Annotated in this window: 13 protein-coding genes; 5 read left to right on the forward strand and 8 right to left on the reverse strand. The window is 58.2% G+C overall.

All coding sequences use genetic code 11. The features are described 5' to 3' along the window. Positions 1 to 13 precede the first annotated feature (13 nt). From ERD78_RS06385 to ERD78_RS06400, 4 genes are all read right to left on the reverse strand, one after another. Positions 14 to 820, reverse strand: coding sequence for a phosphosulfolactate synthase (locus ERD78_RS06385; RefSeq protein WP_129968468.1), 807 nt, complete (start codon positions 818 to 820; stop codon positions 14 to 16). 14 nt (positions 821 to 834) lie between these two features. Beyond that, entirely contained in the window at positions 835 to 1,824 is a 990-nt protein-coding gene (locus ERD78_RS06390; RefSeq protein ID WP_129968469.1) for a Bug family tripartite tricarboxylate transporter substrate binding protein, read from the reverse strand. A gap of 95 nt (positions 1,825 to 1,919) precedes the next feature. Continuing rightward, positions 1,920 to 2,705 carry a GntR family transcriptional regulator gene (locus ERD78_RS06395; RefSeq protein ID WP_129968470.1) on the reverse strand — a complete coding sequence of 262 codons (786 nt, stop codon included), beginning with the start codon at positions 2,703 to 2,705 and terminating at the stop codon, positions 1,920 to 1,922. An 80-nt stretch (positions 2,706 to 2,785) separates the two neighbouring features. Next, positions 2,786 to 3,610 carry an IclR family transcriptional regulator gene (locus ERD78_RS06400; RefSeq protein ID WP_129968471.1) on the reverse strand — a complete coding sequence of 275 codons (825 nt, stop codon included), beginning with the start codon at positions 3,608 to 3,610 and terminating at the stop codon, positions 2,786 to 2,788. Between the two features lie 168 nt (positions 3,611 to 3,778). On the opposite strand from ERD78_RS06400, the gene ERD78_RS06405 reads away from it, so the two are divergent. Genes ERD78_RS06405 through ERD78_RS06425 form a run of 5 tightly spaced genes read left to right on the forward strand, consistent with a single transcriptional unit; the run spans position 3,779 to position 8,660 of the window. Further along, positions 3,779 to 4,531 carry an SDR family NAD(P)-dependent oxidoreductase gene (locus tag ERD78_RS06405; RefSeq protein ID WP_129968472.1) on the forward strand — a complete coding sequence of 251 codons (753 nt, stop codon included), beginning with the start codon at positions 3,779 to 3,781 and terminating at the stop codon, positions 4,529 to 4,531. 15 nt (positions 4,532 to 4,546) lie between these two features. Beyond that, positions 4,547 to 5,941: an MmgE/PrpD family protein gene (locus ERD78_RS06410; RefSeq protein WP_167668867.1), complete on the forward strand. Its 1,395-nt coding sequence runs from the start codon at positions 4,547 to 4,549 to the stop codon at positions 5,939 to 5,941. A 32-nt stretch (positions 5,942 to 5,973) separates the two neighbouring features. After that, positions 5,974 to 6,954: a Bug family tripartite tricarboxylate transporter substrate binding protein gene (locus tag ERD78_RS06415; RefSeq protein WP_167668868.1), complete on the forward strand. Its 981-nt coding sequence runs from the start codon at positions 5,974 to 5,976 to the stop codon at positions 6,952 to 6,954. A gap of 15 nt (positions 6,955 to 6,969) precedes the next feature. Beyond that, complete coding sequence (locus ERD78_RS06420) at positions 6,970 to 7,677, forward strand: DUF4286 family protein (protein WP_129968475.1); 708 nt, start codon at positions 6,970 to 6,972, stop codon at positions 7,675 to 7,677. After that, complete coding sequence (locus ERD78_RS06425; protein ID WP_129968476.1) at positions 7,674 to 8,660, forward strand: Bug family tripartite tricarboxylate transporter substrate binding protein; 987 nt, start codon at positions 7,674 to 7,676, stop codon at positions 8,658 to 8,660. Before ERD78_RS06420 ends, ERD78_RS06425 begins: the two co-directional genes overlap by 4 nt. Before the next feature lie 41 nt (positions 8,661 to 8,701). Here the strand turns inward: ERD78_RS06425 and lysS are convergent, their stop codons facing one another. The 4 genes from lysS to ERD78_RS06445 all read right to left on the reverse strand — a co-directional run bounded on the left by lysS (position 8,702) and on the right by ERD78_RS06445 (position 13,994). Continuing rightward, positions 8,702 to 10,222 (reverse strand): lysine--tRNA ligase, encoded by a 1,521-nt coding sequence (gene lysS / locus ERD78_RS06430; RefSeq protein WP_129968477.1) that lies wholly within the window; start codon positions 10,220 to 10,222, stop codon positions 8,702 to 8,704. A gap of 12 nt (positions 10,223 to 10,234) precedes the next feature. Continuing rightward, entirely contained in the window at positions 10,235 to 10,987 is a 753-nt protein-coding gene (locus ERD78_RS06435) for an SDR family oxidoreductase (RefSeq protein WP_129968478.1), read from the reverse strand. Further along, positions 10,988 to 12,092 (reverse strand): peptide chain release factor 2 gene (gene prfB / locus ERD78_RS06440; RefSeq protein ID WP_129968479.1). Its coding sequence is split into 2 segments (ribosomal slippage): positions 10,988 to 12,010 and positions 12,012 to 12,092, totalling 1,104 coding nucleotides; the frame shifts between segments, so codons are not numbered across the junction. Between the two features lie 69 nt (positions 12,093 to 12,161). After that, the gene (locus ERD78_RS06445; protein WP_129968480.1) at positions 12,162 to 13,994 is read right to left on the reverse strand and encodes a chloride channel protein; all 1,833 of its coding nucleotides are present in this window, start codon (positions 13,992 to 13,994) and stop codon (positions 12,162 to 12,164) included. Between the last annotated feature and the right edge of the window lie 180 nt (positions 13,995 to 14,174).

The following is a 14,174-nucleotide window of genomic DNA, read 5'->3' on the forward strand; positions in this document are numbered from 1 at the left end:
TAATAGTGGTTATTCAATGACGTGCCGCGGCGCCTGGGCCCGCAGTGCCCAGCCCGACACGGCTGGCTTCGGTATCGATCAGTGTGTCGGCGGCCACATTGGCCAGGTTCAAGTCTGGGCCCAACTCCGCGATAAGCGCCTTCTTCATGCTTTCGATATCGCAGCTGCGCACATCGGCAATCCAGGGGCCCGGCAGTTCTATCATGACCCGCGACATATCCAGCTCGCGCTTCAGCAGCGCAATGGTGTCGCCGCGCAGCTTGCCGTGATCGACGAGCTCGGCCGCTTCAACAAGAACCAGTTCGGCGCCCGCGTCGAAGCAGTCATGCGCCTGGCTGATAAGCAGGGCTGGATCGTTGAGCGTTTCCTTGGATCCCACCTCTCCAAACACGGTCAGGCCGCTCGCGATGGCATTGCGTATCTGGTTCATGCGCTGCTCGCGCGTCAGCGGCACGGTGTTGTCCGAGATTTCGATGGTCTCGAAACCCAGCGCCAGCGCTTCCTGGTAGAAAGCGGGCAGGGCGTCTTCACCCTGCGTGGCCAGCACATACTCGTGGAACTGGCCGCCCAGAAAACTGCGAACTTGATGCTTGCGATAAAGCGCCAGTTTCGCCAGCAGCTTGTCACGCGTGTACAGGCGAGCCGTACCCGTCTTTATCTTGGCCAGGTCGGCGTACTGGCCGGCCATGTCCAACAAGTCGGCCACGTAACCCAGTGGCAGCCCATCGTCTATCATCATGGTGCGGCCATTGCGCCGGGGTTTGTCGCAGCTGCGTTGCGCCGGCAGCGGTACGAATGAAAACGGGGCAATGTTGGACATGGCGCGGCTCCTTCCTATTTGTTGATTTTCACACCGGAGTCCTTGACCAGCTTGCTGTACTTGCTGGACTCCTCATTGAGGTACTGCTTGAACGCTTCGACGGTATTGCCTACCGGATCGACGCCGCGGTCTATCATGGTTTTCTTGACTTCGGGGTCGTGCAGGATTTTCGCGTACGCTTCATTGAGCACCTTGATGGCTTCAGGCGGCGTGCCGCTGGGTACGAATACACCCATCCACTGGTAGACATCCACCGCTTCCGCACCCTTGGTTTCGCTGGCTACGGGCACATCGGGCAGCCACGGCAGGCGCTTGTTGTTCATGATGGCAAGCACCTTGACCTTGCCCGCCTTCCAGTGCGGCGTAACTGGCGCCATGCCGACGCTGGCAAGGGGAATCTGGTCCGCGAGCACGTCCGCCGTCGCGGGTGCGGCGCCTTTGTAGGGTACGTCGAGCATCTTGATGCCGGTGCTGCGTGCGATCCAGTCCACGGCAAGATGGTGTGCGCTGCCTACGCCCGGTGTGCCGTAGCTCACAGTGCCTGGATGCGCCTTCACATAGTCAACCAGTTCGGGCACGCTGCTGGGCGGGAAAGAGGGGTGGGCGATCAGCGCGATGGGTGTCACGCCCACGAGCGTGACCGGGCTTAGGTCCTTGGCCGGGTCGTAACTCATGTCGTGGTAAAGCATGGGCGAAATGACTGTCTCGGCGGGCGAGGACATGGTCATCGTGTACCCGTCGGGGGCGGACTGCGCCACGAAATGCGTGCCTATCATGCCGTTGGCGCCGGGCTTGTTGAGCACAACGACTTGCTGGCCCAGCACGTCGGTGAGTTTGGCTGCCATGAGGCGGGCGGTGAAGTCGTGTCCGCCGCCAGGCGAGAAGGGAACAACAATGGTAAGCGTGCGGTCGGGAAATGCCGCCTGCGCGCCCGCGGAACAGAACAACAGCCCAATGCAAACAGAGGAAAATACGAGACGCAGCTTCTTGTACAGCAGTGCCATAATCTTCTCCTTGTCCGGACAGTGCACATGCCAGGCCTGAACTGCTTGAGCCCCAGATGTTGTGAACGGAATAAGTGGTGGTGGTGGTGGAAAGCTCAGGATGAGCCGATGAAATCCATGTCTAGCTCGCAGTCTGTAGGGGGAACGAACATCTTCTGGTATGAAATGGCTTGCCTACGGGCCTTGCCCAGGATGTTGATCCTGAGCGCCCAGCTTCCTTCGGGCAACTTCATGATGGCGCCAAGACGGGCGTCCAACTGCACCACGCGCGCAGCGCCCTTGGCTTCGGTCGTGGGGTAGCCGCACTCGGCATCGAGGATTTCCTTCAGGTTGATGTCTTCCAGCCGCTCTTCGGGGATATCGAGCATGGGCTGGAAGGGCGACGCCGGCAGATAGAGCTCGCTATAGCAGTTGAAGCGCTCGTCAATGGAAATAAGCCGGTCGATGCGGATGTATCCGGCTGGATCCGGGCCGAGATGGTCCACCCAGGGGCCCGTCCCAACGATGCCGCGTCGCAGGAAGTGGGCAAAGACGGGAAGATGCTGGCCGGTATGCGGATCTGTGAACCGGTAGTGCCATGCTTTCTGGATGGCACTGCGTGCCTGGCCTACGAAGGTGCCTATGCCTTGCTTGCGCACCACATATCCTTCGGCTGCGAGGCCAGACAGCGCCTTCTGCGCCGTGCCGAGGCTGATGCTGAGCATGTCGCCCAGCTCGCGCTCGGGCGGCAGCTTGTCCTCGAATTGCAGCTCCCCGTCTTCAAGCGCATGAATGATGGACTGGCGCAACTGGGCATGCTTGCTAAGACCCAGGGGAGCGAGCCGGTGGAAATACCGGGAAATGGTGCTGGCAGAAGACAGCTGGGGAGACTGCTGGGACATCACACCGCTCCGTTTTTTCAATTGTGGGAAGCGTAGCAGTGCATGCTGTAAACGTCAATAGCTATATAGCTATAGATTAATCATGGGTCATCACAAGAAGGCATGCTGCGCGTGTATCCCAGTTCTTGGGAAAGGCTTTGTGCCGCTTCTTGCAGCGCGTCTGTGAATTGATTCGGCTCTGGCTTGTTCCATCGGAATGAAGGAATTAAAAAGCCCAGGCTACCTACGACTACGCCTTCGCTGTCGAAGAAGGGGGCTGCAACGCCGATCGTATTTTGCGTCCGATGCGAATGCGTGACGGCATAGCCGTCATGTCGTATGGAGGCAAGCGCTGCCAGGATCTCGTTCTTGTTGGGCAACAGGCCTTCTACGGGGGAAGGGGTCTGTTCAGCTATGGCCTGATGGATTTCGGTGTCTGTCAGATGGGCGAGTATGGCTCGCGCTGTGGCGCCCCACACAAGCGTCTCGAGAGAATTCAATTGAATGTTGTATCGCATGGGATCAGAAGGGGATCCATTGGCGGCATGAAACATCTTGAGTCGATGCCGTTCAAGCAAAGTGAGAATGGAAGTCTCATGGAACCTTTCTGATAAACCTGAGAGGTAAGGTTGGGCGAGCTTGATGTACGGCATACGGCCGCCGAGTTTGGCGGCGAAACGATACAGTTCCAAGCCTGGGTAAAACGAACCTCCCGATTCATGCGTAAGAAAATCGTGGTCGCGTAATGTGGCCAATAGCCTGTGGACCGAGCTGCGGGGCAAGTTAAGTCGCTTCGCGAGTGTCTGCACACTCTCCCCAGGGTAGTCCGTCACATAGCGCAGTAATAACAGCACACGTTTAACTGTGCTCGTTTCTTTTGGTGAGGCTCCTGCGGATGGAGACGAGCTTGTCTGGCTTTTTGGCATGATTTCCTTCGTTTATTTCTTGTCGCAAGGGGTGCGCGGTGTCCTCCGAAACTTATCACAGCGCAAATCCGTATTGACAGTGATCAGCTTGGTCTTCAATAATTATCATTATACGATACAATTGTCTCATTCAATGAGACATTAATTCAGGCTCATTGGAGGCAAAAAATGGAATTAAATTTTGAAGGACGAAGTGCACTTGTTACCGGAGCCAGCCAAGGCATAGGAAAAACGGTTGCCAGAATGCTTGCGAATGCTGGCGCAAATGTAGTGGGTGTGGCCCGCCGCGTTGAACTTGTTGAGCAATTGGCTGGCCAGGTCGCTTCCGGCAAAGGGAAGATAATTCCCTTAAAGGCAAACTTTTATGATGAGGGCGCTTCGGAGGAAGTTGCTGTACAGGCGGAAAAACTGCTCGGCGGCATAGATATTCTTATGAACGTTGCGGGTGCAAGCAGGCCTTTGCAGTTTGACGCAGGCAATGAGGCTTGGCATGAAGGAATGCTGCTTAATTTCTTTAGGATTCGTGAGCTGACTCACGCTGTTGTTCCAGGAATGCGGCGGCGACAGTTTGGCCGAATCGTGAGTTTCACCGGCACATCCGAGCCCCGTATGCTCAATGCTGCCTTTACCGCCAAAGCTGCAGTACACGTTTGGTCTAAAGGCTTGTCCAGAGAGTTGGCTTCAGATGGAATCACCGTCAATTGTCTTCAGCCGGGCCGTATTCATAGTGAGCAGATGTCGCGGCGCTATCCAACCCCAGAAAGCGAGCAGGAGTATGCAAAGGCTGAGATTCCTGTCGGCAGATTCGGCGAGCCTGAAGAAATTGCTTCTGTGGCGCTGTTCCTGGCGTCTGACCACGCGAGTTATGTCACGGGCACTGTAATCCCGGTGGATGGCGGCTCTAGTCGCTTCGCGTTTTGAATGCAGGTAAATGAAATGAATAATGCGTCGCAGCGCCAAGTGACGGTGCTTGAAAAGCTGGCGGACTTTATTCATGGCATCGCGTACACAGATTTGCCTGAGCCGGTAATAGCCAGAGCCAAGGACCTGATGGCCGATAGTTTAGGCTGTGCCTTCGGGGCGCTCAGCAGCGAGCCAGGTTCCGCAGTGATCAAGTTTGCGCAAGACTGTGGCGGCCTTGAACAATCGACGCTTATTGCTGGAACCAAAACGTCCGCACCTCTCGCTACCCTTGTTAATGGAACGCTGCTGCGATACCTGGACAACAATGATTATTACTTCGGTCGGGATCCTGCGCATCCGAGCGGCAACCTGGCTGTTGTAATGGCTGTGGCAGAACGCCAGAAAAGCAGCGGGGCGGAGCTGCTTGCAACATTAATAGCAGCGTACGAGCTACACATACGGCTGGCTGATTATGCCGGTATTCCATCGCTTTGGAAGCGTGGCTGGCATCACGGAACCAATTTGCAGTTCTCATGCGCGGCGGCAGCTGGGAAATTATCTTGGTGCGATGCTCATCGAACAGCGCATGCAATGGCAATCGCAGCAAGTCATGGCAATACGCTTGCCCAGCTTCAGAGTGGAAAAGTCTCCATGATCAAAGCATCTGCGGAGGCATGGGTGGCGAAGGGCGCTGTGGAGGCGGCAATGCTTGCAAGCTATGGCATGACCGGGCCATTGGACCTGATGGAAGGCCGGCATGGTTGGGCCAGTGTTGTGGCTGGGGAGGTGGATGCGGCGCACTTGACCTCTCCCGTTCAGCACGGGATGTATCGAATTCTGGATGTTTGCGCTAAGCCATATCCGGTGGTGGCTACCGCGATTGCGCCCGTGGGCGCCGCAATTGAATTACATGAGAAGAATTCGTTTGATGTCGCTTGCATTGACAGGGTAATTGTGTATTTGCCGCGATTTGCATTAACCAGCCCGTCTGCTGATCCAGGTCGCCGTCATCCCACGAGCATAGAAAGCGCCCAGCACAGCTTTTATTACTGCACCGCAGTGGCGCTGCTGGATGGCGCCTGCGGCCCCGAGCAATTCACAAATAAACGAATGCAGGATGCAGCGTTGCACTCGTTGCTGGACAAGGTTGTGCTGATGGGAGATGAGAACCTTGACGCGGGTTGGCCGAGCGCAGCGGGCGCCGCAGTACACGTATGTCTGGGCGATGGGAAGGTGCATATTTGCCGCCATGATTTCCCGTTGGGCCATCCAAAGCGTCCTCTGGATGCTGCAGCCCTGGCAAAAAAATTCCTCAATTATGCAGTTCCAGTGTTGTCATCGAGCCGCGCTCACGCTTTGCTTGACGCCATCTATTGCATCGAGGATTGTCGCGATGTGCGTGAATTCACAGCGCTATTGGCTCGCTAATAAATTTCCTATAACAAATGAAGGAGACTGTAATGAATCATCATTTGAGAATGCGAAGTGTCCTGGGTGTTCTGGTGGGTTTGCTCGCCTTGCCTGTGGCGGCCATTGCCGCAAGCTATCCAAGTAAGCCTATTACCATGGTTGTGCCATTTCCTCCTGGAGGGGTGGCGGATCTTATCGCACGTCCGGTTGCAGAGAGGCTTGGAAAGTTGCTGGGGCAGGCGGTAGTTGTAGAGAATAAGGGTGGGGCAACAGGCACAATCGGCGCTGCTTATGTTGCCAACGCTACACCTGACGGATACACAATCTTGTTCGGGACCACGAATGAGATTGCTATGAGCCCGACGCTATACAAGTCACTGCCCTACGATCCGATAAAGTCATTCAGCCCTGTGATGCCCGTGGCAGAGTTTCCGAATGTCCTGGTGGTGGCGCCGTCAACCCAGGCGAGAGACTTGCAGGCGTTCATTGATGTGGCGCATGGCCAAGGGAAAAGCGTTTCGTTTGGCTCGTCGGGTGTTGGCAGTACAAATCATTTGACTGCGGAGCTTTTTGGCGAACAGGCTCACGTAAAAATTTTGAACGTTCCATATAAAGGCGGAGGACCTGCTCTTGTGGGTTTGATCGGCGGCCAGGTGACGGCGATGTTTGCAACTTTGCCCTCCGCAATGGGCATGATCAAAGGCGGAAAACTGCATGCAATCGCAGTAACCGGAGCGCACCGTACATCAGCGCTACCCGACATTCCCACTGCGAAAGAGTCAGGCCTACCCGATCTTGTTGTTACAACCTGGAATGGTGTGCTTGCGCCGGCAGGAACGCCAGAGCCAGTGGTCACGCGACTGCACGATGCTCTGAAAAAAATCGTTGGTGAGCCGGACGTTATGCAGAAACTTAAAGCCGTAGGCGCGGAGCCAATGACCGCGACACCAGCCGAGTTCGCCGACAGCATAAAGGCGGATTACAAAAGATGGGCAGCAGTCATACAGAATGCGGGCATTGAGCTGAAATAAATAAAAGGAGACATCGTGGGCAGATTACTAGGGGCGGGTGCGCTTGCACTTTGGCTGAATGTTGCGTCTGAACTGGATGATGAAACAGATGCTTGGTATGTGACAGAACACTTGCCGGATCGCGTGAATATTGGAGGGTATCTGCGTGCGCGCCGCTATCAGTCTATCGACGGAGCGCGGGAGTATCTGACGCTTTTTGAAGCGAAAACAGTAGACGATTTGGCAAGTGAAGGTTATCTCGGGCTTGTAAGCCGAATCAGTGCCCAGTCTCAGCGCATACGGGCTGGCTTCTCAGGTGTAGTGCGTAACACCTTTCGGGTGATAAGCAGCCAGGGCGAAGGTACGGGCGGTGTGATTTCCAGCTGGAGAGTGGCGCCGCGTGATATAGCGCGCCAGATGGAGATGCAGGAAATTGCGCAGTGGATGCAGGAAGTTGCTGCACATGACAGTGTTGCTGCAGTGCATTGGCTACAAGCCCAGCCTCAAGTGCGAGCACGTATGGATTCCGTTAGAGCTGTTGGAAAAGATGACGCGTTTGCGGAGACCGTGCTTCTCGTTGAGGCGACACGGGCGTCAGTTTTGCAAAGCCTGCGAGAGCACGTTCTTTCCCCAGCGCAGATGTATCAACACGGTTGGCGCGAAGAGGCTTATGGCCTTTACGCCCTGATGTACTCCATATCAGGCGCTGACAGAAAGCACAACAAATTGGGAGACACTTCATGATCACGATTAATTTCCGGATGAAAGTTCTGATGCTCATGCTTCTGGGGGCCGCTTCAGTCAGCCTTGCCGTGCAGGCGCAGGCTGAAGGCTACCCGGACAGGCCTATCACTTGGGTTGTTCCTTATCCGCCTGGAGGAACGACGGATACTGTGGCGCGTAATATTGCTGACGTGATGGCTCCGCTGCTCGGGACATCGATCGTTGTGGAAAACAAGGCGGGGGCTGGTGGCCAGATTGCCATGGCTTATGTGGCACGCAGCAAACCGGACGGGTACACGCTGCTCGTAAGTGATGCCAGCCTGTCGACGGCCCCAAGCTTATATAAAAGCATGCAGGTGGATCCGTTGAAGGATCTTGCTGCAGTTTCGTTATTTGTGACGGTACCCCATGTGTTGGTTGTAAATCCGGAGGTTAAGGTAGCGTCCTTGTCGGAATTGGTGGCTCTGACCAAAAAGTATCCTGGCAAGCTTGATTTCGGATCAGGGGGTGTAGGCTCGCCGTTGCATCTTGCTGGCGCAGCGCTCAAGCTGGCCGCCGGCCTGCAGTGGACACATGTGCCATACAAGGGCGCTGGCCCCGCCATTCTGGCCGCGATCAGTCATCAGGTCGATGTGGCCACGCCATCACTGCCATCGGCCTTGCCTCAAATATCGGCGGGAAAGCTCCGTGCTTTGGCTGTAACAAGTCCAGCACGTATTTCTGTATTGCCAGACATACCGACAGTGGGCGAGCTGGGATACCCAAAGGCTACGGTTTTTGGTTGGGTGGGCCTGCATGCGCCGGCAGGTATTCCTGAGGAGGCCAACTTGTCGCTTCAGAAGGCTGCTGCTGAAGCAATGAAAAATACCGATCTCGTCGAGCGCTTGCGATCTCTTGGGGCTGACATTACATACAAGAGCAGTGACGCTTATGCCAAACTGGTTTCAGACGAAGCGGTTCGTTGGGATGGCGTCGTCAAGAGATTGGGGCTTACGCCACAATAAATGGTCAAGGCCTGCTTGCGCAGGCCTTGTCTCTATCTGGCTCAGTCTTCGCGCCGCAGATGCGGGAAAAGAATCACGTCGCGAATGCTAGGGCTGTCGGTGAGCAGCATGACCAGGCGGTCGATGCCGATGCCGCAGCCACCGGTTGGCGGCATGCCGTATTCGAGTGCGCGGATGTAGTCGGCGTCGTAGTACATGGCTTCTTCGTCACCGGCGTCCTTGGCTGCCACCTGGGCCTGGAAGCGCGCTGCCTGATCCTCAGGGTCGTTCAACTCTGAAAACCCGTTGGCGATCTCGCGTCCGGTGATGAAAAGCTCGAAGCGCTCTGTAATGCCTTCCTGGGTATCGGAGGCGCGTGCAAGCGGAGACACCTCCACCGGGTAGTCGATGATGAAGGTGGGATTCCAGAGCTTGGCTTCCGCCGTTTCCTCGAACAGCGCTAACTGCAAGGCGCCCAGTCCCGCGCGCGAAAGCACAGGCCCTTCCGTATCGGCGCCCAGACGCTTGAGTTCGCTGCGCAGGAAGCCGGCGTCATCCAATTGGGTCGCCGTATATTCCGGCGCATATTTCTGTATCGCCTGCACGATGGTCAGTCGGTCGAAAGGCTGTGACAGGTCGACTACATTGCCCTGGTATTGCAGCGTTGCACTGCCGCAGGCATCGGTGGCCGCCTTGCGCAGCAACGATTCCGTGAAGTCCATGAGCCACTGGTAGTTCGTGTAGGCGGCATAGAACTCCATCATCGTGAACTCGGGGTTGTGCCGCGGGCTGACACCCTCGTTGCGAAAGTTGCGGTTGACCTCGAATACCCGATCGAAGCCGCCGACGATCAGCCGCTTCAGGTAAAGCTCGGGTGCTATGCGCAGGTACATGTCCATGTCGAGCGCATTGTGGTGCGTAATGAAAGGCTTGGCCGCTGCGCCGCCGGGAATCGGGTGCAGCATAGGAGTTTCCACTTCCAGGAATCCGGCATCCACCATGAACTGGCGGATACTGGCCATGGCCTTGCTGCGGGCGATGAATGTGCGGCGCGTTTCATCGGTCATGATGAGGTCGACATACCGCTGCCGATACCGCATTTCCTGGTCCGCCAGGCCGTGGAATTTATCGGGCAGCGGGCGCAGCGACTTGGACAGCAGGCGCACGGAATCGGCATGCACCGACAGCTCGCCCTTGTTCGTCTTGAACACCTGGCCTTCCGCCGCCACAATGTCGCCGATATCCCAGGTCTTGAAGTCGGCATAGGCCTCGTCGCCCAGCTTGGTGCGATCAAGAAAGACCTGGATGCGGCCGGATCCGTCCTGCATCGTTGCAAAGCTGGCCTTGCCCATGACGCGCTTGAGCATCATGCGTCCGGCAATACGGACTTGCTTGCCGGCTTGCTGCAGCTGGTCTTTGTCGAGCGCGTCGTAGGTATCGTGCAGATCGGCAGCCCGGCTGTCGGGACTGAAGTCATTGGGGTAGGCCACGCCGCCCGCGCGCAGGCGGGCAAGCTTGCCGCGCCGCTCGGCGATCAAGTGGTTGTCGTCTGTGGCGGGAGGGGCTGATGTTGAATCGTTCATTCGGAAATGGTTTCAGTCGTATTGGCGTATGTCGTCCAGCACCTTGGAGCCGAAGTCGTCGCGCGCGATATAGCGCAGTATGCGGGCGGCGGTGTCTTGCGGCGAAGCGAGCTGGCCCTTGTCGTGCATCTGGGCGAAGCGGTCCACATTGGGAAAATCGGACGGCGATGCGCTGCGGATGGCTTGCTGCATGCCGGTGTCGACAACGCCTGGCGCCAGGGAGACCACGCGCACACCGTGATTCTCGGCGGCCAGCACGTTGGTGTAGTGGTCAAGCGCCGCCTTGGTGGCGCAGTAGACGCCCCAGCCCGTGGTGGCATTGCGCCCTGCGCCCGACGAGATATTCACGATGCGGCTGTCGGCCTGGCGCGGCTTGACGGCTTTCAGGAAAGCGGCTGTCAGGAGCATGACGCTGGTTACATTGAGGCTGAATGCAGCGGTGATGGCCGCGGGCTGGTCCAGGCCATCAGCGAGGCTGACAGGGTCCACCATGCCTGCATTGTTAATGAGCAGATAGCGCTGCGCGCCCTCGGGCAGGGCATTGGCGATCTGCATGGCGGCGCGCTGGGCCGCGGCGGGATTGGCCAGGTCGCTTTGTATGGGCTGCAGTTTCGCGTTCAGCTTGGCGGCTTCTGCCACCAGCTCGGCGTCGTGGCTGCGCGCCATGGTAATGACACAGTTTTCCGGTGCAAGCAGTTGCCGGGCGATTTCCCGGCCCAGGCCGCGCGATGCGCCGGTGATAATGGCGACGGTATTGATGCTCATTTAGACCCCCTGTTTGAGGCTGGCTTGAATGAATGGATCGAGGTCGCCATCCAGCACTTTCTGTGTATTGGAGATTTCGACGCCCGTACGCAGGTCTTTGATGCGGCTTTGATCGAGCACGTAGGAACGGATCTGATGTCCCCAGCCCACGTCGGTCTTGGCATCTTCCATTTTCTGCTGCTCGGCCATGCGTTCGCGCATTTCCTTCTCGTATAGCCTGGAACGCAGCATTTGCATCGCTTCGGCGCGGTTTCTGTGCTGCGAGCGATCGTTCTGGCATTGCACCACGATGCCGGTCGGCGTGTGGGTAATGCGTACCGCGGAGTCGGTCTTGTTGATGTGCTGTCCGCCGGCGCCGCTGGCACGATAGGTATCGATGCGCAGATCAGCCGGATTGATGTCGATTTCGACGGAGTCGTCGACTTCCGGATAGACGAAGATGCTGGCAAACGAAGTGTGGCGTCCGTTGGCGGAGTCGAAGGGGCTCTTGCGCACCAGGCGATGCACGCCCGTTTCGGTGCGCAGGAATCCAAAGGCGTAATCGCCTTCGATCTTGATGGTGGCTGATTTGATGCCCGCCACCTCGCCTTCGGATTCTTCCATGACGTCGGCCTTGAAGCCTTTGTGCTCGCAGTAGCGCAGGTACTGACGCAGCAGCATGGACGCCCAGTCCTGGGCTTCGGTGCCCCCGGCTCCGGCCTGGATATCCACAAAACAGTTGAGTGGGTCGGCTGGGTTGGAAAACATCCTGCGAAACTCGAGTTCCTCGAGACGTTCTCCCAGGGCATCGGCATCGTGTTCGATGGCGGCCAGGGTGGCGTCGTCGTCATCGGACGCGGCAAGCTCGAAAAGCTCACGCGCATCGCTGACGCCGGCTTCGATCTCGGTCAGGGTGCCGACGACGATGTCCAGGCTTTTTTTCTCGCGGCCCAGGTCCTGGGCGTGCTTGGGATCGTTCCAGACATCGGGGCTTTCGAGTTCGGCGTTGACTACCTGCAGGCGCTGTGCTTTTGCATCGTAGTCAAAGATACCTCCGCAAGGCGGCCTGGCGCTCTGCATAGTCGTCCAGGCGGGCAGCGAGTTGGTTCTGGCGTTCGGCTTCCATATGGGTTCCTGTATAACGGCGTTGGAATTTTGCTTAACCCGGCATTGTAACCTTTGCCGGGCCGCTGTATCAGGATGCCGCCATTTTCCGGCGCTTGGCGATGCGTTTGGCCAGGCGTCGGTGTCTTGCAGTGGTCTTGCGGCGGAAATAGGCGACGCGTTCCTGTTCGTCGGACAGACGCAGCGCGCGCAAGCGCAGCAGATCCTTGCGGCCTATGAGGCCAAGAAGCTTGCCGGTGTCGGGGTCGACGATGGGCACGCGTCCGACGCCGGACACGGCCATCTGGTCGGCCAGCCTGCTGGCCAGGTCATCGGGGTGACCAACCACAAGGTCGCGTCCCGACAATGCCTCTTCGAGCGTCTGCGTGCCGTCGGTTTCCTCCAGCGTCCAGGCCAGGCTGTCGCCGCGGGTCACCTTGCCGATCACCACATTGTCTTCATCGACGACGGGATAAGCCGTATGGCGGCGCTCGACAGTCGTGAAGTGGGCAATGGCCTGTTCCACGGTCATGGAGGCGGGCAGCGTTTTCACGTCGGTAATCATCAGGCTCTTGACCCGGGTGAGCACGAAAGGGTCCACATGGTATTCACGGGTGATGTGATGGCCGCGCCGGGCGAGTTTCTCCGTGAGAATGGAGCGCTTGAGCAGCAGGACGGTGACGCCATAGGCAAAGGCGCTGGCTGTAAGCAACGGCATGAGCATGTTGATATTGCCCGTGAGCTCAAGGGCGAACAGCGTGGATGTAAGCGGCGAGCGCATGGTGCCGCCCATCATGGCCGCCATGCCGAGCAGGGCCCAGAAGCCCGGATCCGCGTCCGGCAGAATGCCGCTGGCCAGCGTGCCCAGGGCGCCGCCGAAAATCAGTAGCGGAGCCAGTACGCCGCCGGAGGTGCCCGAACCCAGCGCTACGGACCAGATGACGACCTTGACGACCAGCACAAGCAGCGCGGCGCCGCCTATCAGGCTGCCGTCCAGAAGCTGGCGTATGTTGTCGTATCCCACGCCCAGGGCCGCCGGTTCGATGAGGCCGCCCACGCCGACGATCAGGCCGCCAATGGCGGGCCACCACATCCAATGTATGGGCAGCTTTTCGAACAGGCCTTCGGCGGCATAGACCAGCGCGGTCAGAATCCCGGACCCTATGCCCATCAGGATGCCGACCGCGGCGCAGGCCACCAGATGGGTGGCGGAGAACGTGAAGCTGCCGTCGTAGGCGAAGATCGGCCCATGACCCAGTATCAGTGGGCGCACGGCGGCGGCGACGATGGCTGCGACAGTAACCGGCAGGAAGCTGCGTGGCTTCCATTCGAACAGCAGCAGCTCGACGGCGAGCAGAATGGCGGCCATGGGCGTGGCGAAGATGGCCGTCATGCCGGCGGCGGCGCCGGCGACCAGCAGCGTCTTGCGCTCGGCCGAGCTCATATTGATGGTCTGGGCGAGCAGCGAGCCTATGGCACCGCCGGTCATGATGATGGGGCCTTCTGCGCCGAACGGACCACCGGTACCGATGGAAACGGCGGAGGACAAGGGCTTGAGGACAGCCACTTTGGGTTGAATACGGCTGCGGCCGATGAGAATCGCCTCCATGGCTTCGGGGATGCCGTGGCCGCGGATTTTATCGGAGCCGTAGCGTGCCATGAGGCCGATGATGATGCAGCCCACGACGGGCACGAGCACGGCGCCGACGCCCAGGGTATTACCGGCGATGGGCAGGTCTTCAAATGAAAACCTGCCGTAATAGCCTATGTTGGTGCACAGGTAGATGAGCTTGAGCAACACCCATGCTGAGGCCACCCCGGCGATACCGACAATGACCGCAAGGGCCATGAGCAGAACGACGCGGCGGTCGGTTGTGAAGTCGCCCAGCCGGGCGGCCTGTGAAGAACTTGTATGCGATGGCATGAATGCGGGAAGTGTTATGGAAGAGTGTGAGTAGATTTTTGTACTTGTCCCGCGAGCCCGCACATTGTAACGCGTCGGCCCATGATGGCGCCAACCCGTCGCTGCAGCGCAAAAAAGAAAGAGCGCCGTGGCGCTCTTTCATGGTGGCTGGCCGGGAAAAGGCCGGCCGGTGGAGCCGTG

The sequence above is a fragment of the Allopusillimonas soli genome (assembly GCF_004153445.1).
Taxonomy (GTDB): Bacteria; Pseudomonadota; Gammaproteobacteria; order Burkholderiales; family Burkholderiaceae_B; genus Allopusillimonas; species Allopusillimonas soli.

Coding starts and splice junctions, on each gene's coding strand:
- ERD78_RS06435 (WP_129968478.1), bottom strand. CDS start 10,987: ATGAGCATCAATACCGTCGCCATTATCACCGGCGCATCGCGCGGCCTG.
- ERD78_RS06400 (WP_129968471.1), bottom strand. CDS start 3,610: ATGCCAAAAAGCCAGACAAGCTCGTCTCCATCCGCAGGAGCCTCACCA.
- ERD78_RS06395 (WP_129968470.1), bottom strand. CDS start 2,705: ATGTCCCAGCAGTCTCCCCAGCTGTCTTCTGCCAGCACCATTTCCCGG.
- lysS (WP_129968477.1), bottom strand. CDS start 10,222: ATGAACGATTCAACATCAGCCCCTCCCGCCACAGACGACAACCACTTG.
- ERD78_RS06390 (WP_129968469.1), bottom strand. CDS start 1,824: ATGGCACTGCTGTACAAGAAGCTGCGTCTCGTATTTTCCTCTGTTTGC.
- ERD78_RS06415 (WP_167668868.1), top strand. CDS start 5,974: ATGAATCATCATTTGAGAATGCGAAGTGTCCTGGGTGTTCTGGTGGGT.
- ERD78_RS06410 (WP_167668867.1), top strand. CDS start 4,547: ATGAATAATGCGTCGCAGCGCCAAGTGACGGTGCTTGAAAAGCTGGCG.
- ERD78_RS06445 (WP_129968480.1), bottom strand. CDS start 13,994: ATGCCATCGCATACAAGTTCTTCACAGGCCGCCCGGCTGGGCGACTTC.
- ERD78_RS06385 (WP_129968468.1), bottom strand. CDS start 820: ATGTCCAACATTGCCCCGTTTTCATTCGTACCGCTGCCGGCGCAACGC.
- ERD78_RS06405 (WP_129968472.1), top strand. CDS start 3,779: ATGGAATTAAATTTTGAAGGACGAAGTGCACTTGTTACCGGAGCCAGC.
- ERD78_RS06425 (WP_129968476.1), top strand. CDS start 7,674: ATGATCACGATTAATTTCCGGATGAAAGTTCTGATGCTCATGCTTCTG.